The sequence below is a fragment of the Bdellovibrionales bacterium genome, assembly GCA_016716765.1.
GTDB lineage: Bacteria > Bdellovibrionota > Bdellovibrionia > Bdellovibrionales > UBA1609 > JADJVA01.
In genome coordinates this window covers 403,363-425,616 of record JADJVA010000006.1, presented here as the reverse complement: position 1 = coordinate 425,616, position 22,254 = coordinate 403,363, and the positions used below count along the sequence as shown (strand labels likewise).

Sequence of the window (22,254 nt, the reverse complement as noted above, 5' to 3'; positions counted from 1 at the left end):
GGACACTTGTCTAATGCCTCCACATGTGACAGTTTTTAGTCAGTGTCAGTTTGCCTGACATATCTCATTCTTTCCCTTTTTATATTATATTTTGACTCGAAACGAGAATTTGAATTTCTGGCTCGCTCGTTATGATACGCTTTTATTGAGAATCAAAAACTGATATCTCGAACAAAGTGGCAGGTATAACCCTGGGGATTTTTTTCTAAATATTTTTGATGCACATCTTCGGCGCGCCAAAAATCTCTGTACGAAACTATTTGAGTCACAACAGGACTTTTCCATTTTCCAGATTTATCAACTCGAGACTTTACAGCCTCAGCAATCTTTTTTTGTTCACCATCAGCGTAAAAAATCGCAGAACGATACTGCGTTCCTTTGTCATTGCCCTGTTGATTTAAGGTCGTTGGATCATGAAGTTTGAAGAACTGAAGCAAAATTTCTTCATAGGCTAACTTTTTTGGATCAAATAAAATTTGAACCGCCTCAGCGTGATTACTCTTACCCATCTTTACAATATCGTAAACAGGATTTTTCAGATCACCCCCGCTATATCCCACCTGAGTTTCAATGACTCCTGGAATTTTTCGAATCAGCTCTTCCACTCCCCAAAAACACCCCCCTGCCAAAGTAGCCAATTTCCACCCTTTTTTTTCGGCAAAAAGAAACAAGAACTCACCGTAGCCCTCTTCTTTCATTCTCTCGATGGATACAAACCTGAGAGCCGCTGAATTGATACAATAGCGACGCCCTGTGGACGCTGGACCATCGTCAAACACATGACCAAGATGAGAATTCGCATATCTTGATCTAACCTCTGTTCTTTTAGAAAAAAACTTGCGATCCTCCTTTTTGACAATTTCTGATTCGACCAGAGCTCGATCAAAACTGGGCCATCCGGTCCCAGAATCATATTTATTGAGAGAGCTAAACAAGGGCTCGCCGGTCACAACATCGACATAAATGCCATCGTCTTTTTTATTCCAATAGGCATTCTCAAACGGAGGTTCCGTTCCGTCCTCTTGGGTGACGAAATATTGTTCAGGGGTCAGGCGCTTTTTCAATTCTTCCCTGGATGGAACCTCTTTGTATTTACCCTTGGTCATTCGACCTCCTGATTCTGCTGCCCATGAGATAGTTGAAATACCAAAAAGAATCATCAAAAAAATTAAATTCACAGTATCCTCAATTTGTCATTCTTCCTAACGCAGCTTCATCTGAGGCAAAGGAAAAAGTATTGGCTTATTTTCGAACAAATTAGTCTTCCTAAAATCATCGATGAGTTCTCTCAATTCTTTTGCAGCTTCATTCCCCTCTTTGATACTAAAAACATAGGACTTCTGTTTCGTCCGAACCAACAGAGCTGGCTCCCAAACAAATGGATGAAAAATATAGTGTCGCCAACCTAATTCCTTCAGGTTTTTCCAAGACACAATGTGCTTCAAATACAATACCCCTTCAACTCCTTCGACATCCTCAAACGCAATGCGATAGGAATAAAACGTCAAACTTTTCACAAGCAAGGAATGGTTCACCACCATCAGCTTTCGTGGATAGGCGCTAAACGTGGCAATCAAGATCACGACGGCTGCCAAAGATTCCGTCCAGGGCAAAAGGTATCCATTAAAAATCATCACCTGACGCAGATCGATCAATTCTGGAATTATTTGTTCCAGAACATATTTCGCATGATCAAACAGAAATGCAGAGAGAGCCAGAGCAGAGAGCTCAACAAGCTTTAAGCCAGGATATCGAACCTTCCGAACCCACCTCAACTCATTGTGGTTGAATGGCTTTAATGTGATCCATCTCATCGCGGCCAGCCCAATGAGAAAAACAATGAAACCAAAAACCCAATCATCGTATCGAAAAAGAATATTTGCTGAATCCAGTATCTCAAGACGACGCTGCGGTTGGAAATGTTTTTTTAGGGCTTCATTCATTTGCTCTGTTGTCAAATCTCGGACCATGGCGTAAGGGGAAATAATATCCGTTCCGTAACGGTTTCGCAACTCTCTCCAGGCTGCAGAAAGGGAATAGAGAGATTCACTGTCAGATTCAACTAAACTGAGCTGCTTCAAATAGGCTGCACGCGCACTTTCGAACTCAGCACCAGAAAGTCCTCTTTCGGCAATGCTCATAAAGATTGATCGAACCCTTGATTCAATGTCTTCATAGTCAGCCCGATGTGCCTCAAGCTCAACACTCGCAAAGCCAACTCCAGACTCCGTGTAGTATCGCGGAACAACAGTATAGGTTTGTCCCCTCTGATTTCTTATTTCCTTCATCAATTCACTAGCCATAAAATTGATGTAAATATTAACGGCAACTTCCTCTAAATAGGTCAAATCGTAAAGCAGAGTACCCACCTGAAGGCCTGGGACGTTGTCAGAGGTTATGTCGTGGATGACATGAGGTTTACCCCGCGGCTGGGGAGTCTGTGTAGGCCTTAACTCATGTTTGAAACTTGATGAAAATGAGCCCCAAGAAGCTCGCAATACTTCCTTGATCTTCGTCGGATCAAAGGTTCCAGCAACATAAAGTCTAGAATTTCCAGGGTAATAATAGCGATCATAGCGATCCTGAACCTGGTCCAATCTGATTTTTTGGTTGGACAATCGATTTTCTTCTTCGGTAAAGGAGGTCTTACCAATATCCATGCCGAAGTTGTACTCATAGAATTCCGGAGCTTTAAGGTAAGGAAGAGTGAGCCATTTGGCCGCGTCGAATCCAAGAATCGAAGTCACCGGATTGGCTTCCCCTATTTCCAATTGGACCTCACGACGCGACTTCTCCAAGTCCTTCCTTTGAATTTTTCTACCCAACATCATTTTTGCAAAGGTCTGAATTGTCCAAGTCACTTTCTTGCTAGGTACCGTCGCAAAATACGAGGTCGTCAGTTTCGAAGTAATTCCGTTACCCTGTCCTCCCATTTCTTGGATGACATCAAGAAAGGACATATTTGATGAAAGATCTGGGTGCCTAAATAGGGCATGCTCCAGAAGATGGGAAACCCCCAGGTTCTGGGCGTCTTCGGATCCATAACCGACGTCAACTTCATAGTAGACCTTCACAGTTCGAGCTGCCGATTCGGGCGCGAGGATCACCTCTAAGCCATTCTCGAGGACGAAGAATTCAATCTGGCTATAGGGATCATCTAAATAAGATGGCGATTCTTCTTCAGCTGAAGCAAGACAAGCGAGACCCAAGAAAAAAATACTGAGAAGAACATGGCTCACTCTTTACCCATCATCCCAATCACTCTCCGTTTTAGACGTTGGGCTCACAGATCAAAACCAATGATCAAAACCACGAATCAAAACCAACGTTTTACTTTGCGAATCAAGGAATTATTTCGCTCAATAATATAGAGGTTTCCCGATGCATCAAAAGCCAATCCTCCTGGTCTATTCAAGAGAGCCTGGAAAGCATCAACGCCTTCATGCTCATAGTGCAGGGGACCACCAGAGCCTTTGACATCGCCTAGGTTGGACCCAGCCCTGAGTGTGACCGGTGCAAGGCCAGAGTTTCGATCTCGACAAATGACATTGTGATTGCCATTCAGACCATTTGTATGACCAGATGAATAACACAGCTGACTCGAAAAGGCCGCAATTCCATAAAGTCGAGGAGTCCCCGTCTCGGCAAAAATGGTATTTGCGCTATTGGCGTTGACAGCAACTCCTGCAATCGTGACTTGAGCACCCGTGTAGTTTGCATATCGGATTCTCGCCGTTCCTACATTGGTCTGATCGACAAAAAAGAAGTTACCCGTACCCGGATAGCTCGGATCAAAAACGATGGAGGTGGGGTCGTTTAAAGTGATACCTGCCAATGGACCCTCACCATAGCCTCCGGAATTGCAAGTGCCCAGATAAGAACTGATAATTCCAGCTGAGGAAACTTTTAAAATACAATCATCGGCACTGTCCGCGATAAAAAGATTTGTCCCATCTGAAACAATGCCTTCAGGATTGCGAAGCCGCGCATTGGTGGCTGCCCCTCCGCCTCCTTGAAATGTCGCACACCCCGCAATTGTGTTTCCGGCAATAGTTGATACCTTTAATGGATTTATTGTCACGCCAAAAATACTTTGTGCGGTGGCAGCTCGATTATACGCACGCACAACGCAATTCCCAGATGTGGCATCTGAATACAACAAGTGATCACCAAATGGAATCACTCCACGCGGATCACGCATCCTCACATTTGTCGGATCCTCGTTTTGAATATTCCCATCGCCAGCATTCCCTTCTCCAATAATTGTCGACACCAAGCCCGTAATCAAATCGACCTGACGAATGCGGTAGTTTCCGCTGTCGGTAAAATAAAGCTTATTATTGCCGGCATCGATTGACATATCATAAGGCAAATTGAGGACCGTTTCGCTTGCACTTTCATCGGAGCCACCCACAAGCCCATAGCGCAACCGACCAGCACCCACATCGGTCGACACCAAGCCTGAGGCCAAGGTCATTCGCCGCACTCGCAGATTGGAGTAGTCCGCGAGGAGGACATCATTGCCCGTCGCAGTCATCGACATATTAAAGGGGTAGTAAACGCGAATGAGGTTTCCAAGAGCGCCATCTCCATTGTAGGAAGCCGTTCCATCTCCGATCACGGTAGCACCCTCAAGGGCATTGACTGTCGTTCCACCATGAACCTGGCTCGAATTTAAATTATTAATATACATCACGCGATGATAGTTATAGCTCGGCAAGAAGAACCCCTGAACCACTCCACCGGATTCATGAACTCCTAATCCGTAAACCTGGCCCAATCGAATGGCTGCACGAGCTCCGCCCACATAGGTGCAATTGGTGGACGATCCCGCCAAAGTCGCCGTCTCTCCAGAAAGCACCGAGACCGTTGAGTTAAAAAAGTTTATTGTACCAGCAGTTCGATTCCAGACTCTCAATCGACAATCATTGCCCGATCCAACCTCGGTCCAATAGAGATTGCCCAAAGAGTCCTTTTCTATTCCTTGCGGAGCATTGACTTGAGCTGTTCCAGCCCCGCTCCCCGCTGTTCCTTCTCCATTGCCAGCAGCTGTTGACCCGGATGTCACTGTGCCGACCACAACCCGAGCTAGCCCGGTATTCGCATTCACCATCTTAATCGAATTAGATTGAGAACAAGTCACATAGACATCCGGATTGATGTACACCAAATCACGAGGACTCCCGCAGACGTGCGTCGTCCCGGCCGTATCTTGACTGTTTGTTACGCCTCCCTGACCGGTTCCCAAGGTTCCAAGGAGAGTCGATCCCACTCCTGATGAATCTACTTTGACGACGCGGTTGCTGCTGATATCAGCAATAAAAAGGCGATCATTTGCCGCATCATAGGCAATGCCGCTGGGATTGTACAATTTAAAGTTGTTGTACGTACTGAAGTCATCCGTTCGACCAATAGCACCGTTGTTCATAATCATGACTGTTGTACCAGTCGGAATTGTCTTTTCCAAGCGAACAATATTCGATCCTGAACGGTTATAAAACTAAATGGCATTATTATGACTATCCGCATACACCCAATTTCCAGACCCATCATCGATCACATCTCGAAAATAGATTTTTTGCTTGGTTTGGTCATCGACCGAATTTAAGCCGGAACCACCCGAAGGAACTCCCACCAAGGTGCAAATTTTTCCAGACGTCAACTGATTGCAGGCATCCGTAAAACGATTGGCACTCACATTCCAGGAATAGTTTGCGACCTCGGTGCTGTCAGTCACTGAGACCGAAATCGTATGATCTCCTGTTAGCGAAACATTTGGCTGAAAAATCACCTGACTCCCTGTTGCCGTATTACTTGCTGAAAGTGTGGCACTGGGATTACCGTTTAAAGTCCAAGTGTAATTGAGAGCATCTGAATTGGCATCTGTGCCATCGATAGTGATGGTCATTTGAGAGCCATAATTAATAACCTGGGAGCTGGGCGTTGCCAAAGGATTAGAAAGAACAGGGGCAGCATTGCGCTTGATCGAAAAGGTATGGGTATCTGAGCTGTCTGAATCCTCGACCTTCGCGATCAATGTGTGAGTCCCAACAGTTAATCCGGCTCCTGTTAAGGTGTAGAGATTCGTCGCCGTTCCTACCGCCACACCATCAAGTTTCCAACTATAAATTGTTGGAGTTTTTGCTGTTGCACTGATGCTAAAGTCAACACTCCCAGTTGAAGTCACAATAACGAGCGCGGTCGTCGGACTGTAGCTGTTGATAACTGCAGTGATGGGGTTTACGACGTCGATTCCCCAAGAATAAGAGGTGGTATCATGTCCATCGTAGACTTCAACTTTAATAGTACCTGAACCAACTTGAGTCAGAGTTGGAGAAAAAATGGCTGTCGAGGTTGTGGTCGAACTTGTGACCGCAAAGACACTCGGCGCTTCGACTCCGTTGAGTTTCCAAGTATAAGAGAGGGAATCTCCATCTGAATCAGCGGCCTGAATAGAAAAACTGATCGATCCGTTCACGTTGACAGAATTTCCAGTGGCACCGGGAGTCGTCAATGTTAAAGTTGGAGCAGCATTCTTGCGGACATTGAAGGTCTTGGAAGCTCCGTATTTGGTATTCCGCGCCTCGACAACAAGCGAATGGGAACCCGAAGTGAGTGAGGATCCATTCAAAACATAGAATGGATTTGAGCCAGTGGCCACCTCAACATCATCTAGCTTCCAGACGTAGGTAACTTCATTTCCGGCCGTGGGCCCAAGAGAAACCGCAAATGTGGTTGACTTTCCTTCTGCGACCACAACCGGATCATCTTCAGGAGTGTATCCAACAATATCAACCTCGCCAGCCGAGATAGACGGCTCCTCTTCAAGAAAATCGAAAGCCTTATTGTTTTTCTTGCAACTCGAAAGAGAAATAGTCAACAAGGCAAGAGTGAACCAAACTAAAAATGACCTGAAAGATGAACTCAGATCCAAACATACAAAATCCGACCTCAACACAATGAGTGCCGCATGAACATCTTTCTTCCATTTGAAATTCGCCATAACAAATCTCCAAAAGATAACCGATTCTTCTCTTCCAGACCCTGATCAAAGCTCAGGTGCAATTCAAAGGTCTAAGTTCGGGTCATAACAAATGAGCCTCAAGCTACAAATGCATTCCATTTTCTCATCATTGGACCATTCTACACCCTTAATCGACATTTCTTGACTGAATATTCACTCACAAATATGCCTCAGTTGGATAAACTGAATCAGACCGAGTCATTCCAGCCCGGAGATTTCTTGTTATATCAAAAAAATCAATTTGAGATATGTCTTGAAAGCATCATCTCAAAAGGAGAATACGACACCAGCGACTGCAGACAATTCGGTCGCAGTAGAATCGCGAGTGCCTTGCAAAAAAAGATAGCGAACTTCTCCCTTTAAATCGAAGGCTCTAGCTAATGATCTCTCAACTCCCAAGTTAAACGAAAAGCCGGCGTAGGTGCTCTGCACTGATTGAAACTGTCTCTGGGAAAAGCCCATTCCCATATAGGGTCTCCATAATCCGTCAATACTCATTTTGGCGTTGTCGACGGCGGCCTGTATCCTCCAACTCGTGCTGATCGGATAATAAACAAAAGAGCCGTCGATCCCGAAGCCCAAGTCGCCCCCAAAATGTCGCTCATCATTAAACTGTAGCCAACAATCAATTCCATTTTTGGGAGCAGCGAGATCATATAGTTAATTCGATAGAGTCCAAAATTTGAAATTTCGCTGCTGGCTGTGGCCGTTTCGGCCGTTATGCTGTAATACCCTGTCATCACGTCTATCTTTGTCGCCCGAGCTTTCTGAGTCGAGAAAGCCATCGCGGCTACGAGGCAAACGGAAATCCAAATTGATTTTCTGAATTTTCCAATTTTAGGCGACATTCTCTTCCGTATCCCCACTGTCATTCTGCTTGGCTTCAGATTCAGCCTGAGAGTCTGGCTCAATTTCCTGATTTCTCGCGATGTCTCCAACCTTTTGGTTGAGCTCTATTCCCTTTTTATAATCCGCATAACTTCTGGCAATCCTCTCCCTGATCAATCCTATCTGGCGAAGCTCAGGGTTTCTTGAATCAAGTGCTTTCAATTTCTCAATAAATATGAATTTTTGCTTATTTGAAAAGTGCCGATCTATATTTGCCCGTTCAGTTCGACTCACGTTAAACAGAGACAAAGCCCAGTCGTCTAAACTAATCATGTTAACGAATTGCTCCATATAGGCCTTATCATCTTGCACAACACGATAAAAGGGAGGTCTTATTCGATGAATCATCGCCGTTTCTGGGGAGGCTCGATAAATGTCTCTCTCTGCAGCCACATCAGAGACATTGAGATAAGCGATGAGATCCTTTTCCTGCCTGTATGTTTCAAGTATCTCAAACGGCACCGGAGGCAAAATCTCCATCGCCTTTTCGCCGATTTGCATGATTCGCTCTGCCGTGATCTTAGCGGGACGAAATTGAGGATCTAAGACAGCACCCCAACTTCCCGGAAAGGCCTGACGTGCCGTTGGCACCGAAACATTTTTTGGCATCGAATGAACTATGGCCATTGATTCATCTTGATCAATTGTCCGCAAAAACCTCACTCTTGTTAACTCGTCCATTCGCCAAACTTGTATCAGCAAGGCCTCCCATTCCTTCCCTCTTTTTGATTTATGAACTCGACAGAGACGCTCAAGTATTTCCAAACACTGGGGAACCAACTCTCCTGGCTCGATAAAGGACTCCATCCAGTATTCTCCCCTTCCAAGCGAAAATAGCCGACGCTGCATATCGAGAGGAAATTCAGAGATCAGGGCTCCGGTTGAACGAGAATCATTTTGTGCAAACCGATCCAAGCTTACAATGTCCTCTAGACGAGGAAACTCATCCGAATAGAGTAGCTCATGAACTCGCCCTGCGATGACCTCTCTGATCTTAATCGGATCCGTAAATCGAAAATCACCCCCACTCTGTCCATTGTTCTTATTATCTTCGACCATCGACACCACGGGCGGAGGACTGACAGAGGCTTGATTGTTTTTTGACCCCAAAGATGTCTGCAACTCACTAAACGCACGAGTCATCCGACGCAAGGACATGCGGGTAATTGCATAAAGCCCAAGGAGAAAAATAAGAATGGCCGCCAAACCAATCCCCGCATAAACTGAAAAATTGGGTAGGCCTGACCAGGAACGCTTCAAAATTTCAATCTTATCTCTGGCTGGAACAAGCCTCAATGAAGAAATGAGAGTCTCCTTGATTTCGGAAAGCTCCTCATCCGCAACCGTTGAAGGCACTGAAACAGAAACTTGAACAGATTTTATTCGCCTGCTCAGCACATACAGCGTTGCATTGGGATCATCCCACTCATCCCGAATTTCTTCATCTTGTAGTAAATAATAGGGTAAAGCCTCCTGTTTCGCCTGATAATTGTCAGCCGAAACTCGTCTCAGAGGATCAATGCTGACAACAACTGAAAACGGCAGATGAGGAAATCGAGATTTCAGAAAATCCATGGCTTGTCTTTTATACTGGTCTTCCAGCTCGGCCACCCGCGGGTGACGAGTGTCGTTCTGAGCCCAAACGCCCGACGGAATCATCACAGTAAGAGGAAAAAGAGATAACAAGAGAAGTGACATAAGAAACGATTTTTTCACCCCTTACCTCCACGTTCGACAGCAGGCTCAACAACCAATACAACCTTTCGAGCGAGGTCTCTGGGATCTCCACTCAAGAGATTGACCCCAGACGCCTTGAGTTGTTCCGACGTGACCTCCAATTCACCCAATCCGCTGATCCTCATTGCATGAAGGGGAATTCCCCTCGATTGCAAGACCCTCATCGCGGCGACCGACCGCAAGGCTGAAAGTTCAAGGTTATCATTGAATCGCCGATTTTTTGTTCTCAATACCTGTCGAGTATCTGTAAAGGAGTGAACGCCCAAACTGTATTTTCCCGCAAAGGGGAGATAGGCCGTTACAAACTCACTCAGCATCCTAACTCCATCTGAACGCAAATCAATTTTTCCAATATCAAAGAAAGAAACACCGGGAAATTCGATGACAATCTTCTGTCCCACTTGGTGAACTTTGGCGCCCAATCGATCAATTATTTTTTGGTCAATTTCTGTCGATTTTTCCTCTCCAATATGCAACTTATATGAACTCTTATCGATGGGTTTGTCCTCTTCAGAAAGGCTTTTTAAACTCGCCATAAGGGAATCTTGAAGGTGCTGTGCTTGATCGGCTTTTTGATCCACCGTAAAATAGAGAACAAAGAAGCTCAGGAGTAGAGTTACCATATCTCCGTAACTGATCGCCCACGTCCCTTCTGTATCGATTTCTTCGTGAGCTCTATGTAAATTTCGACTGATTGCTCTCATGGCTCCTTCTGTCCTGCTCTCACGCGGCGCCTGCGTTCGGGATTTCTGCAATCGAGGTTAAGTCGATTCTCTGATCCGTATCAACAAAGGAATTTAACATTTCCTGCGCCTCTAGAACCGGAGTGCCGTCTGCTGCCAAAAGAACGGCCTGAATTGCAATTTCCGCAAGAACCTCGTCCATCTTCGCAAACCGATTCATCAATTCTCCCGCCGGATTCACGAATAAGTTGGCTACCATCAGTCCGTAAAGTGTCGCAACGAGGGCAATCGCCATCCGAATACCTGTCTCTTTTGCATTCATTCCCTCTGAAACTCCGCGCATCAGATGCACCAGACCGAAAACTGTACCAGCAAGACCAAAAGCTGGTGGATATTTTGCCAAGGAGCGAACCATGGCACTGACCCTAAAATTTCGCTCATTTGCTTGATAGACTCTTTCCTTTAAAATGATTTCTATTTTGTCTGGATTAAACCCAAGTGAGATCAGCTCCAGTCCATCGCGAAGAATTCTCTGTTCCAAACGAGACGGATCAACCTTAAAGTCCTTTAGACCATTCTTATGCTTAGAAATAATATCGAGACACAGTTGCAGAAACTCTCTCTGTGATGGTGCCACGTAGACGAACAGTCGCTTCAGGTTTCGTACAAAATCGCGGTAGATATCCCAGGGTGCAATAATTGTTGCTACAGCCATGGTTCCGCCTAGCACCATCGCAAAGGCCACAAAGTCCCAATAGCTATTGTAGGCCTGCTGAAGATGAACAACAACAGCCACCACACTGGAAGTCGCTATAATGAGTCCGACGAGGTAAAACATGGCTAATTACCCGCCGGAGAACGAATGGAATATATCTGTTTCAATTTGGCCACCATTCTTTGTGTTTCACTATTGTTTGGACTGAGTCTCAGTGATTTTTCATACGAACTAAGGGCTTTCTCCAAGTCCTTCATCAGATAGTGAGTGTTCCCCATCAGATCGTAAACAACGCTAGAGTTGGGGAATTTATCATTGAGATTTTTTAAAATTCGAAGTGCGTTATCATACATTTTAGCCTGAATATGAGACTGGGCCTGAGCCACGGATCGAGCGACCTCTTCGACGGCTGCGTCTTGATCCGTACATGCTGCCGGCAATTTGCTCTCCCTCATTTCGATATCGAGACGGATGCTCGCTGCAAAGACCGTCTTTGGAACTAAGTAATGCTCAGCACGAAACCCCTCTTTCTCAACAATCAATTTTAACGAATCTCCCGGCTGCGATGAGAGAGGATAACTGTCCATGCTCAAAGGAGTCTTGCCCAAACGAGAGGGCTGTTGTCCCGGATAAACAACGTACACATCGGCCCCTTCGGGTGAGGTCTGCACGGTCAGCATACTCGTTGTACAAGCTGTCAATTGAATGCATGCGAAAATCAAACTGACCTTTGCAGCTTCCGAGATAAAACTGAGGTTTAAAATCTTCATCTTGTGCATCTCATTTTCGCTTTTCTTCAGTTCTACTAAGCTCTCTCGAGCTTGCCGTTTTGGTTTCTGTCTCCCTGTCTTCTCTAGCCATTCTTCTTGAAGGCTATGTCGGTACTTCAAAGACCTTAATAAAATGTTAATAACGATTCTGGACCAAAGTAGGAAGAGAGGGCCATATAGAGCGCTGCAATAATTATCTGAGCCCTTTTTTTCCTGGATTCTTGGCCCAAGCCAATACAAGTGGTAGGCTCCAGACCATGGTCCGTAATATCGTCTTTGATCTTGGGGGCGTCCTGGTCGACTGGAACCCACGCTACCTTTACCGTAACGTCTTTAAATCAGAAGACGAAATGGAGTACTTTCTCCAATACGTTTGTTCTCCTGAGTGGAACTTACGGCTAGATGCGGGACTTTCATTTGAGAGCGCTATTTCTGAGCGCTGTCTCGAATACCCCCAATACGCCAGAGAAATCCAGATGTACTGGGAGAGATGGCCACAAATGTTAAAGGGAGAAATTTCACCCGTTGTTGAGATCTTTCGTTACTTCAAAAATCACAATGACTTTAAAATCTACGCGCTCAGCAACTGGTCAAACCAAACATTTCCCATTGCAGAGGAACGTTTTGATTTTCTCAAGGAATTTGACGGAGTCATTCTTTCTGGAAAAGAAAAAGTCATAAAACCTGATCCTGAAATATTTCATCGCCTGCTCAACCAATTCCAACTCAAGGCGGAGCAGTGTCTTTTTATTGATGACAATCTAGATAACGTAAAATCGGCCTTGGATCTCAATTTCCTTGCTCTTCACTATCACAACCCGCTCAGCCTGAAACACCAGCTTCGACAACTCGGCGTTCTTGGCTATGCCTAGTCTCATGTGACTCAAAAGAGTGATTTGGAAATTGAATAAGAAGTTTTAAATGGCCCTGTGGTGGAATTGGTAGACGCGCTGGACTCAGACAGTCGGTTGAAATAACCGATCATGATAATTAAATTGAGTGCCGCTTGGGAAACCCTCGAAGTAGAACTGCCCAAAGCGCGAGCCCAAAAATAAAAATCAGTGCTGAGATACTTATAAAGGAATTTGAGACATCATTTCGTACAAAAAACCGCAGGAGCGCTGACAGTAAAATGAGCATTACGATGGATATCAACCGTTTTGAGGAAATTTCATAATTTAGACTTTGACCACCATGGGCTAGAATCACTCTCGTTGCCACAAGTAAAGTAGTTATTGAAAAACCACCTATGTAAATAAGGTGTTGGCCTGCAAGTATACTGTTAAAGAAGGACAAACTAAAAACCTGTCCCACAATTAGCATTGCAGCTGATATTTTTAATCCAACACCAACATAAGACCAGGTTACAGGCATTGCGAACAGTTTAAGTAATTTTACGGCCGCGAAGATCATCCCGAGAATTCTAAGACTGACTCCTAATTCTCTAAAACCTAAAACTTCACACCAGTAACCTAAATTAACTAATAGTAAAGTAATCAATGGCCAAACAAAACTTTCAGAACTTGAACTTTCATTTGGCAGCAATGCGTTTGGTAATCTAGATATGACTGGTATCAGTCTACTGCCAAGGCCCAATATCAAGTTCAAAATAAACGCTTCGCCTGCAAGCAGGAGAAAAAAACTGCGATCTCTGTAGATAAAAAACAATACGACACCTAAAAATGACTGAATGAATGCAGTGGGTAAGAAAATAAAACCAAAAAATGGGACCTTTCGATTAACTAGAAATCGTCGCACGATAAAGAACAGAAGAAAAATATTTTGTAATAGAAAAACCATGGCGGAGACATCGGTAAGATTTCTGACATTAAGAATTATCTGAACAAAAATAAGAGAGATTGCAACAGAGGTTTCGCCTAATTTCGAGGGAGACGTTGAAGTCATTTTTGGTATGGCCGTCATTAAAAAACCGGCGACAAAAGACCATAAAAAACCAAAAAACATCAAATTACCGTGTGGTTCGCGAGGATAGAACTGTATCCAGCCAAACTGAAAGAAGACCCAGAAAATGAGACCAAGAAAACCCAGTAGGCATCCAGTGGGAAACAGCAAAATATAAGGTTCTATTCTGTCTTCGTTTTTCGTCGAGCTCATAATTTACTTTTTGGTGTCTTATTTAAAGAATCTTGTAGGCCCTTAATTAGCGGCTCAGTGTTTGCGTTTAGACTATTTATTGACGCTAATATTTTTCCGCTTGGATCTAATAAAGTAATTAAATTACTGTGAGAAAAATCACCATCACCTATATCCTTATAGCTGATTCCCAAAGTGACGGCGAGCTTGCGAGCATCGTCCTCAGTCTCGGCAGATAAAAACTTCCATTGATCGGGGTTTAGCTTTCTTTCGGCTTGGTATTTCTTAAGTCTTTGAGGCCGATCATTCTTTACATCAAATTACGCAAGGACAATTTTCAGCTCTGTAAACTTGGCCTTTGAAAAATCTTTTTCAATTTCCATAATTTTTGAAATTGTCAGCGGGCAGGCGTGTGCACATCCTGTGTAAACCATCGCGATGATCGTATAAGATCCTTTTGCGATAGATACATCCGTTCTATTATTTTCTGTGTCCCGCCAGCTTGTTTTAAGATCGTATAACGATTCCGCAACAGCGTTTTGTGCGACAAGCGAAAACATCAAAAAGATTGAAATTTTTTTTACTAAATTAAATAGATACATAAAACCCCCTATCGGACACATCTAAATCCCAAATTCCAAACGGCACTTTTACCTTTGAGACCTGATCTGAATGCGAATCGCATAAACGCAGCATAGTTTTCTTTGTCTGCTGACGAAAGCGCTCCTGCCCCGCAAAACATATCCTTATTAAAAGAGCTATCCTCACGGCTCTCTCCGGTTACAAAGCTAGAGTTGAAATCATCAACCCATTCCCAAATTAATCCGTGCATATCCCAGATGCCGTAAACATTTTTATAGATGCTGCCCACATCTTTGAGTCGCTCACCCTGAGGTTCGCCGTACCAATTCAGAATACGTCGCAAAAATTTTTCTTCACGATTAGCATTCCTATTTGACTCCGATGCAGCCGCGGCATATTCCCATTCGTTAATTGTTGGCAATCGAAGTCCATACGACTCACAATAAGCTCTTGCAGCAAACCAGGTAACAAATGTGACCGGTGCTTTTTCTGGAGCTGTTTCAAGATCACGCAGATAGTAGTCGTCTTTGAATAACGAGGAGGTATTGCTTTTAGACCACTCCGGATGTATTCCAAGAAATTCTCTAAATTGCGTAACTGTTACTGGATAGATTTGAGTTCTAAAGGCGTCGACCGCAATTATAACTTTATTCGATTTTACTTTTGCCTTTTTTGAAACTGGTGATAGCCATATGGCCTCAACCTTTCCCTTTGGAACCGTTACTAATTCAGAAGCTTTTAATGAGCTTGTTGTAAAAGCAATTATTAAAAAACTACTGATTAGCAAGCTCATCTAGTGCTCCGCAGCTTTTTCTTTTTTTAGCTGTACCGCAGAAACATCAGATTTCTTAAACACACGTTTTTATTTCCCCAAGAGTGAGAGACAAAAGTCAGCACGTTGGCAATGTCCTCTTCACTTAGCCCTAGCGATGGCATAACACCGTTATAGGGTGTTCCATTTACAGTGATCGCGCCAGTTTTCCCGTTTTTAACGACATCAATGGCACGCTTCCAATCCGCATTGAAATAATCTGCGGATGCCAATGGGGGAAATGCTCCAGGAATACCTTTGCCATCTGCTTGGTGGCAGGCGGCGCAGTTCTGCTGGTAAATATTTCTTCCAAACTTAATCTGATCTTCAAGCGTTGCCGCCACACTGACAATTTCCTTGTCAGTCACTTTTTGAATGGCACCGCCTTCAGGCAAATAGACATTGTCTGCTGTTTTACCAGAATATATTTCCAAATTTTCTGCGCCTTCGACTTTCATAAGTCCCAGGGAACCCTTATTAAAGGTGCGAAATATACTATGATCTACAAGCACGAGATTGCTTGGCACTTCAACTTTATACTCAACGATGGCTGAGCCACCGGCAGGCACTAAAGTTGTCTGAACGTTTGTATTGAATTCAGATGCCCCTTCTTTATAGACCTTATCAAAAATTTCTCCAATGACATGAAAGGATGAAACCAAATTTGGCCCGCCATTGCCGACAAATAAACGAATAGTTTCGCCCACTCTTGCTTTTAGAGCGTTGTCTCCGGTCATTGAACTGGTTGATCCATTGAAAACAACATAAGTCGGTCTTTCGTCAATTGCTTTTTCCATATCAAAAGGTTGGTAGCCCTGTTTGCCGAATTTACCTTTGGTATAAAAGTCGCCTTGCATAACATAGTACTCGCGATCAACCTTAGGCAGACCCTCTTTTGGCTCTACTAAAATCAAACCATACATACCATTTGCTATATGCATTCCTACCGGAGCAGTCGCACAGTGATAAACGTAGAGTCCTTTGTTAATTGCCTTAAATGAGAAGACACTTTCATGGCCTGGGAGAGTAAAGGACGCTCCTGCGCCTCCACCTTGGCCAGTAACCGCATGTAAATCGATATTGTGTGGCATTTTAGACGATGGATGATTTTTTAAGTGAAATTCGACAGAATCACCCTCTCGGACTCGAATAAAACTTCCGGGAACGGTTCCTCCATAGGTCCAAAACGTGTAATCTACTCCATCAGCGATTTTCATTTTCTTTTCGACCACTTCAAGGTTTACAATCAATTTAGCAGAGGTTTTTCTTGTAATTGGCGGCGGCACAAATGGCGGAGCTGTCAGAGTTGCAATTTCGCCTTTTGCACTATCGGCAAACGACTGATTACTGACGATAAAAAATGGTAAAATTGAGACCGCAAGCAAGTATTCTTTCATAGAAACTCCAGTAATTTTGTGTATATGGGCAAATTGTACCGAGTTTCTCTAGGATGTCGATATGATATAAATCATATGCACTTGCAAATAACCTATTTATTTACCCTTCAGGCACAGTTTCCAAATAAACTGAAAGGTTTCGCGACAAAAGTCGTCAGGATTTTTAATTGGACAAGGGCGTTCGAATGTTCTTTTCAATGAAACAGGGTCAAAATCTGAAATAGTTAGTGTAAGTACATTTATACCTTTATTTTTTGCCTCTTCGATTGCTTTGCGAACGTCCTGTTGGCCATAGGAGCCTTCGTAGGGGTCTAAATCGGTTGGCTTACCATCGGTAATCAAAATAAGGATTGGCTTCGTCGAATTTTCAATTGAGAGAATTTTAATTGCGTGCCGAATGGCAGGCCCCAGCCTAGTGTATTGGTGTGGTACTATTTCATGCGACCGTCGAAAAAAATGAATCCAAGTTTCATCGAATTTTTTGAGCTCTCTATATTCAATTTTTTTTCTTGTTTGACTACTGGTAATGGCGACACTCACCTTGTCAAAGATATCCTCAAATACAAAGCTAGCAACTGCGATAGAATTTTTTATTATGTCGATTACTTTTTGGCCATTTATCCAAGTGTCTGTGGAATAGGATACATCAGCAAGTACCAAAACCGAAATATCACTTTCATTTTTTCGCTTTTCTGAGAAAACACGTGGCCTTCCTGAAAAAAGATTTAGTTCTGGCTTCAATCTGATCATACTATCCAAATCGATTTCGGAACCATGGATTAATCTATTCTTCCATCTTGGAGTATTTACAATCGAATTAATTTTGGCTTTCCATTCGGCAATCAGTAACTTGTATTTTATTAAGACTATTTTTTTGAAGCCTTCACTTTCCTGTAGCTCACATGGCAGAATTGGAAATACTGAGCAAAATGATTTTAAGTACCTATTTTCTCTAAAATTCCATTCGTGATATTGGTGACTTTGGAAAAAATGGCTCTGATCTGAATTCGCATTTTGTGATTTGAATTGAGGACTGTCTTGGTGATAAAGCGAAGATGCCTCGCCGACGGAAGTGTGCCTGTTTAGTTCAAGCTCATCCAATGAGTTGCTATGAGCATCAAGTTCGTCATCCCCGGATTCCACACGGCGGCCTCCGTCGTAGTCATCAGCAGTCTCCATTTTCTCAAAGCTATGCAAAATAGGGTTCGCTGGCCCTTGTTTACTTAAATCAGCTTCTTCTACAAACTCCTTTTGGCGACGCTTTTTTTGAGTTTTATTATCTGAACTCGGTCGGTCCGATGAGGATATCGAGCCTGAAGAAGATAGGCTCAGCTCACGATACGGCAACGGAACACAAGAGTGTAAATAGATTGGCACTGTATCGTTTCTTTTTTGCTGACTAATTAGATCTTTAAATCCAACTTCAGAGTCCAGATTCAAAGTCATCGCTCGACTAGAAATTTGTTTTCGCCAATACGCCAAAACAGAGCTATTTTTTCTAGGCAAGAAGACCTCAAGTTGCAAATAGCTTTGTCTTTCAAATTCAAAGAATTGTGGAAATTGTTGGTCAAGCCAGGAATTGATAAGAGGCATTTTCGATAGAATATACAGCCGAGGTGCGACCCGTTCTCTATCATTAAATTTGAATTTTAGGCCGAGCGCTTTAATAGCGACCGATTTCAAAATTAGCAACTGCACTAAATTTGTGTTTAATTTTTGGTCGGGGGTCCAACAAATATCCTTAGGAAGTAATAAATCTGTATCCACGAAACCGACTGACCATAGACTTCCACCAATATCACCATTCATTTCAAATGGAGAGACCATTTTTGTAAAAATATTAAACTTTGTCATTAAATCATCTAAAGACTGATATCCTGGTGTCAGTTTATTCCTATCAGATTGTGTTTTCCAAAAGCGGGAAAAAATCGTTTCCATAATTATATGTGCAGATTGATAAAATCATTTAGTGATTCTACGATTTGGCGATCATCACTAAGAACCTCTGAAATCGCAACATGACAGGCTTTGCGGGAATTCATCCCCTCACGAATCATTAGGGCCGCATTTACAAGCAGTCTAGTCGATATCGTTTCCTTCAACATTAGATCTTCTTTAGATCGAATCTTGTGTGCGAGTTGCGCAAGGAGCTGCGCACATTTCACATCAACACCCGCTAACTTTATCAAGAGATCTTTTTCCCTTTCCATCGAAAGGTAATTCATTGCGACAACGACGAAACGCTGTTTCGTTGATGGTTTAATCTCTTTTAGTCCTTTTTGATAGCCAGGATTGTAGCTAGCGATCAACATGAATTCAGAATTTGCGCGGATTGTAGAGTTTATCTTATCGATATAAATTTCGCGGCGATGGTCCGTCAAGGGATGTAGCGCCACGACAACGTCTTCACGAGCCTCTGCAAATTCATCCAAATATAAAAGTGCGTTGGTTTTAATAGCTCTGCTGACGGGGCCATCTTGCCAAACAGTTTCTCCGTTTTGAATTAAAAATCGCCCTATTAAGTCAGCCGCATTCGTGTCTTCGTGGCATGAAACTTTGATCAATGGGCGATTTGTCTTCTTTGCCATGTATTCAACAAACTGCGATTTTCCGCAGCCAGTAGGCCCTTTTAGAAGAAGAGGTAATTGAAGCTTGAAACAGTGTTCAAAAACCTCTATTTCGTTGTCGGTCGAAATATACATCGGCTCGGAGTTCGCTTCCTTCATCATTACATTTTCTCAATTTCACCAACGGGTAGACCAAATCTGATAAAGTTCCAGATATAGGCTATGATCCCCGCAGTAAATAGTGTCGCTGCTATGACCAGCCCTAAGAAGTGAACCTCAATTTCTTTTTGTACTAATAAAAAATCAAGCCCCATTTTACGCTCTAGATAGACCTGCGCAATTCCAGCAATACCGAATGCCACAGTCATTGCTGTCATTCCAATGTTTGATGTCCAGAACGCAAATACGTTGGTCTTAGTGTCTTGTAGTTTTCGACCAGTCATGTACGGCATTGTATAGGTGATAATCGCAAGTACTAAACAGGCGTAGGCGCCCCAAAAAGCCATGTGCCCATGCATTGCAGTTACCAATGTGCCGTGTGTGTACATATTAACCTGAGGTCTCGTATGGGCAAATCCTAAGAAACCTGCGCCAACAAATGACATTATTGCCGTACCAAGTGTCCACAACAATGCAGTGCTATTATCAATAATTTTCTTACCTTTTCGAGCCATAGCAATAGCGTATATGGCCATTCCTAAAAATGCGATGGGCTCCAGAGCACTAAATATTCCGCCAATCATAAGCCAATATCTTGGTGTTCCAATATAATAGTAGTGATGACCTGTTCCTAGAATACCGCTCAAAAATGTGAACCCGACGATGACATACAGCCACTTCTCAATCAGCTCCCTGTCAACCCCAGTCAACTTAATTAATAGAAACGATAAGATGGCACCCATGATGAGTTCCCAAACACCTTCAACCCAAAGGTGTACAACCCACCATCTCCAGTAAGAGTCGTGCGTTTGATTGTCAGTTTCAATCATTCCTGGTAGGTATAATAATGCAGCTGTAAGTAGACCAAAAAATAAGACCAGACTTGTCGTTGTGTGGCGCTTGCCTTTCCAAATTGTACCACCGATAAGTCCTATAAATAACAGAACATCAACCACAACTAAATAATCAAGTGGCCGCGGAATTTCTAAAAACTTTCGACCTTCCCACCATTGGAGGTGAAAGCCTATCACCGCGGTCACTCCCACGATTACAAAGGCAATTAGCTGAATGTAGGCCCATTTAACTGAAAGTACTTCACGTTCTGATTCTTCAGGAATGATGTAGTATGCGGCACCCATAAATCCAGACAGCAACCACATGACTAGCAAGTTTGTATGTGTTGCACGTGCAACGTTAAATGGAATAATGTTGTGCAGACCATCCAACCCCATATGAGCAAAAGCCATAATGAATCCGTAAACAATCTGCAATCCGAACAGCAACATACAAACTGTAAAAAACCAATAAGCTACTTTTTGTGACTGATATTTCATTTTGTTTCACCTTTTAAGCTTGATAAATAAGTCGCAAGCTCAGCGATATCTTTGTCAGAAAGAGGTAATTTGGGCATTTTAGTATCCGTTTTGATTGCGGCAGGATCTTTTAGCCATTGAGTAATATACTGAATATCAAATTTTGAACCAACCCCATCTAAAGCCGGTCCAACATTTCCGCCACGGCCATTTAGGGCGTGGCATGCCGTACACACTTGACCAAAAATTTGAGGTTGTTTTACTGTTTCGAGGGGATTGCTACCCGCTCCATAACCTGCCGTTGCAATCAGATCTGGCTTTGGAGGAAATCCATTTAGATCCATCTTTCCAACCCAAGTTAAAAACGAAGCAAGGTCTTCGATTTCTTGATCATTAAATTTGTAATTTATCATTTTTCTTTGACCAGGGTACATCGCCTCAGGGTCTTTTAAGACGGCTTTGACGAACGCTTCGCCTCTGCGATCTATAACCTTCGTAAGCTCGGGAGCATAATATGCACCCTCTCCCATTATAGTATGACAGCCCATACAGTTCTTTTTATCAAAAAGATGCTTGCCTCGAATAGCTGAATCTGTGAGCTGATTTGCATTTGTTTGCTTTGGAATTCTTTGAAACGTATCTATTGTCAAACCAATGAAGATTGCAGAAAACGCAGCGGTCCCAAGGACAAAAAAAGCCTTTGCTTGTGATTTTGAAAGCATTTTCAGCCTCCAGGTTTTTCTATTTGATGTCCGCCGCACATTCCGCAACACCCTACCGATGCTGAATTCAATGGATCATCTTTGTGAATTAACAGTTCCCACTTTCCAGTATCGACTGTTCGCGACGTCCAAGCTACGTTTTTTAGTCCTGACTCTTGAAGTAGGTTTTCAAGCTCTACTGGTGATTTATCGCAAATAAATTTAAGATTTTTTCCAAGTTTTAGACCCTCGATCATCGAAAAAATAAGACCGGTTTTGTATTCACCTTCAAAAGACGGAATATAGATTACACTTTCTATCATCAAACGCTCCTTTTAAATTTATTCGAGTTTTAAGGTTAGCGGAAGTAGCACAAAGCAAGTATGATCTAGATCATACAAGTTCAATAATTTTTGCCCTAGCCTCAAGGGTATGAACAATCAAAGCACATTGGTTTTAGCTGAAGGAAGCAATCCTCCGTATCCGTTCATTGACCGTGAATGACTACTTCGAAATTTTGTGTGTAGTTCCATGGCATCCAGTTATCAGGGTTGGACCTGACCAGTTCAAAGTTTTTTTGAATGGACACCATATAGTCAAAAGCGTTGGCCTCACTGATGTCAAGTTTTTATAACTGAGAGGAATGTCGCCCACGAAGGCCCGTATTCACTTAAAGAAGAGGTTTTTCGGTTTGAAGGGACGGCTGTTGCTCGAGGATTTGTGTCGATGGGGGCTCCTGGGTGGCGGAATGCGGTGAGCCCCTTCCAATGCTTCTGCTGTATTTGACGCCGGCTCCTAGTTTTGAATTGGGCT

Annotated in this window: 20 protein-coding genes; 1 reads left to right on the top strand and 19 read right to left on the bottom strand. The window is 43.3% G+C overall.

What is annotated here, in order from left to right; translation table 11 throughout:
• Positions 1-152 precede the first annotated feature (152 nt).
• From IPL83_05840 to IPL83_05795, 10 genes are all read right to left on the bottom strand, one after another.
• Entirely contained in the window at positions 153-1,106 is a 954-nt protein-coding gene (locus IPL83_05840; protein ID MBK9038678.1) for a bifunctional methionine sulfoxide reductase B/A protein, read from the bottom strand.
• 96 nt (positions 1,107-1,202) lie between these two features.
• Positions 1,203-3,239, bottom strand: a complete 2,037-nt coding sequence (locus tag IPL83_05835) for an insulinase family protein (protein ID MBK9038677.1) — start codon at positions 3,237-3,239, stop codon at positions 1,203-1,205.
• Positions 3,240-3,316: 77 nt separating this feature from the next.
• A complete protein-coding gene (locus IPL83_05830; GenBank protein ID MBK9038676.1) occupies positions 3,317-5,467 on the bottom strand; it encodes a hypothetical protein in 2,151 nt (716 codons plus the stop codon).
• 33 nt (positions 5,468-5,500) lie between these two features.
• Positions 5,501-7,003, bottom strand: a complete 1,503-nt coding sequence (locus IPL83_05825; protein ID MBK9038675.1) for a hypothetical protein — start codon at positions 7,001-7,003, stop codon at positions 5,501-5,503.
• A gap of 288 nt (positions 7,004-7,291) precedes the next feature.
• On the bottom strand, positions 7,292-7,492 hold the full coding sequence (locus tag IPL83_05820) for a hypothetical protein (protein ID MBK9038674.1): 201 nt from the start codon (positions 7,490-7,492) through the stop codon (positions 7,292-7,294).
• A 26-nt stretch (positions 7,493-7,518) separates the two neighbouring features.
• Complete coding sequence (locus tag IPL83_05815; protein MBK9038673.1) at positions 7,519-7,872, bottom strand: hypothetical protein; 354 nt, start codon at positions 7,870-7,872, stop codon at positions 7,519-7,521.
• A complete protein-coding gene (locus IPL83_05810; GenBank protein ID MBK9038672.1) occupies positions 7,862-9,628 on the bottom strand; it encodes a hypothetical protein in 1,767 nt (588 codons plus the stop codon). Before IPL83_05810 ends, IPL83_05815 begins: the two co-directional genes overlap by 11 nt.
• Positions 9,625-10,353 carry a hypothetical protein gene (locus tag IPL83_05805; protein ID MBK9038671.1) on the bottom strand — a complete coding sequence of 243 codons (729 nt, stop codon included), beginning with the start codon at positions 10,351-10,353 and terminating at the stop codon, positions 9,625-9,627. Before IPL83_05805 ends, IPL83_05810 begins: the two co-directional genes overlap by 4 nt.
• A gap of 19 nt (positions 10,354-10,372) precedes the next feature.
• Positions 10,373-11,170, bottom strand: a complete 798-nt coding sequence (locus IPL83_05800; GenBank protein MBK9038670.1) for a MotA/TolQ/ExbB proton channel family protein — start codon at positions 11,168-11,170, stop codon at positions 10,373-10,375.
• A 2-nt stretch (positions 11,171-11,172) separates the two neighbouring features.
• The gene (locus IPL83_05795) at positions 11,173-11,817 is read right to left on the bottom strand and encodes a tetratricopeptide repeat protein (protein ID MBK9038669.1); all 645 of its coding nucleotides are present in this window, start codon (positions 11,815-11,817) and stop codon (positions 11,173-11,175) included.
• Positions 11,818-12,074: 257 nt separating this feature from the next.
• Between IPL83_05795 and IPL83_05790 the strand changes: the two genes are divergently transcribed.
• Entirely contained in the window at positions 12,075-12,689 is a 615-nt protein-coding gene (locus IPL83_05790) for an HAD family phosphatase (GenBank protein ID MBK9038668.1), read from the top strand.
• Positions 12,690-12,807: 118 nt separating this feature from the next.
• Here the strand turns inward: IPL83_05790 and IPL83_05785 are convergent, their stop codons facing one another.
• From IPL83_05785 to IPL83_05745, 9 genes are all read right to left on the bottom strand, one after another.
• Positions 12,808-13,932: an NnrS family protein gene (locus tag IPL83_05785; protein MBK9038667.1), complete on the bottom strand. Its 1,125-nt coding sequence runs from the start codon at positions 13,930-13,932 to the stop codon at positions 12,808-12,810.
• A gap of 299 nt (positions 13,933-14,231) precedes the next feature.
• The gene (locus IPL83_05780; protein MBK9038666.1) at positions 14,232-14,513 is read right to left on the bottom strand and encodes an SCO family protein; all 282 of its coding nucleotides are present in this window, start codon (positions 14,511-14,513) and stop codon (positions 14,232-14,234) included.
• Between the two features lie 8 nt (positions 14,514-14,521).
• Positions 14,522-15,286, bottom strand: a complete 765-nt coding sequence (locus IPL83_05775) for a formylglycine-generating enzyme family protein (GenBank protein ID MBK9038665.1) — start codon at positions 15,284-15,286, stop codon at positions 14,522-14,524.
• A 26-nt stretch (positions 15,287-15,312) separates the two neighbouring features.
• The gene (nirK, locus tag IPL83_05770; GenBank protein MBK9038664.1) at positions 15,313-16,701 is read right to left on the bottom strand and encodes a nitrite reductase, copper-containing; all 1,389 of its coding nucleotides are present in this window, start codon (positions 16,699-16,701) and stop codon (positions 15,313-15,315) included.
• A 96-nt stretch (positions 16,702-16,797) separates the two neighbouring features.
• Positions 16,798-18,555, bottom strand: coding sequence for a VWA domain-containing protein (locus IPL83_05765; GenBank protein ID MBK9038663.1), 1,758 nt, complete (start codon positions 18,553-18,555; stop codon positions 16,798-16,800).
• Positions 18,556-18,641: 86 nt separating this feature from the next.
• The gene (locus IPL83_05760; protein MBK9038662.1) at positions 18,642-19,430 is read right to left on the bottom strand and encodes a CbbQ/NirQ/NorQ/GpvN family protein; all 789 of its coding nucleotides are present in this window, start codon (positions 19,428-19,430) and stop codon (positions 18,642-18,644) included.
• Positions 19,430-20,761, bottom strand: coding sequence for a cbb3-type cytochrome c oxidase subunit I (locus IPL83_05755; GenBank protein ID MBK9038661.1), 1,332 nt, complete (start codon positions 20,759-20,761; stop codon positions 19,430-19,432). Before IPL83_05755 ends, IPL83_05760 begins: the two co-directional genes overlap by 1 nt.
• Positions 20,758-21,462, bottom strand: coding sequence for a cytochrome c (locus tag IPL83_05750; protein MBK9038660.1), 705 nt, complete (start codon positions 21,460-21,462; stop codon positions 20,758-20,760). Before IPL83_05750 ends, IPL83_05755 begins: the two co-directional genes overlap by 4 nt.
• A gap of 2 nt (positions 21,463-21,464) precedes the next feature.
• Positions 21,465-21,764, bottom strand: coding sequence for a DUF2249 domain-containing protein (locus IPL83_05745; GenBank protein MBK9038659.1), 300 nt, complete (start codon positions 21,762-21,764; stop codon positions 21,465-21,467).
• Positions 21,765-22,254: the final 490 nt, after the last annotated feature.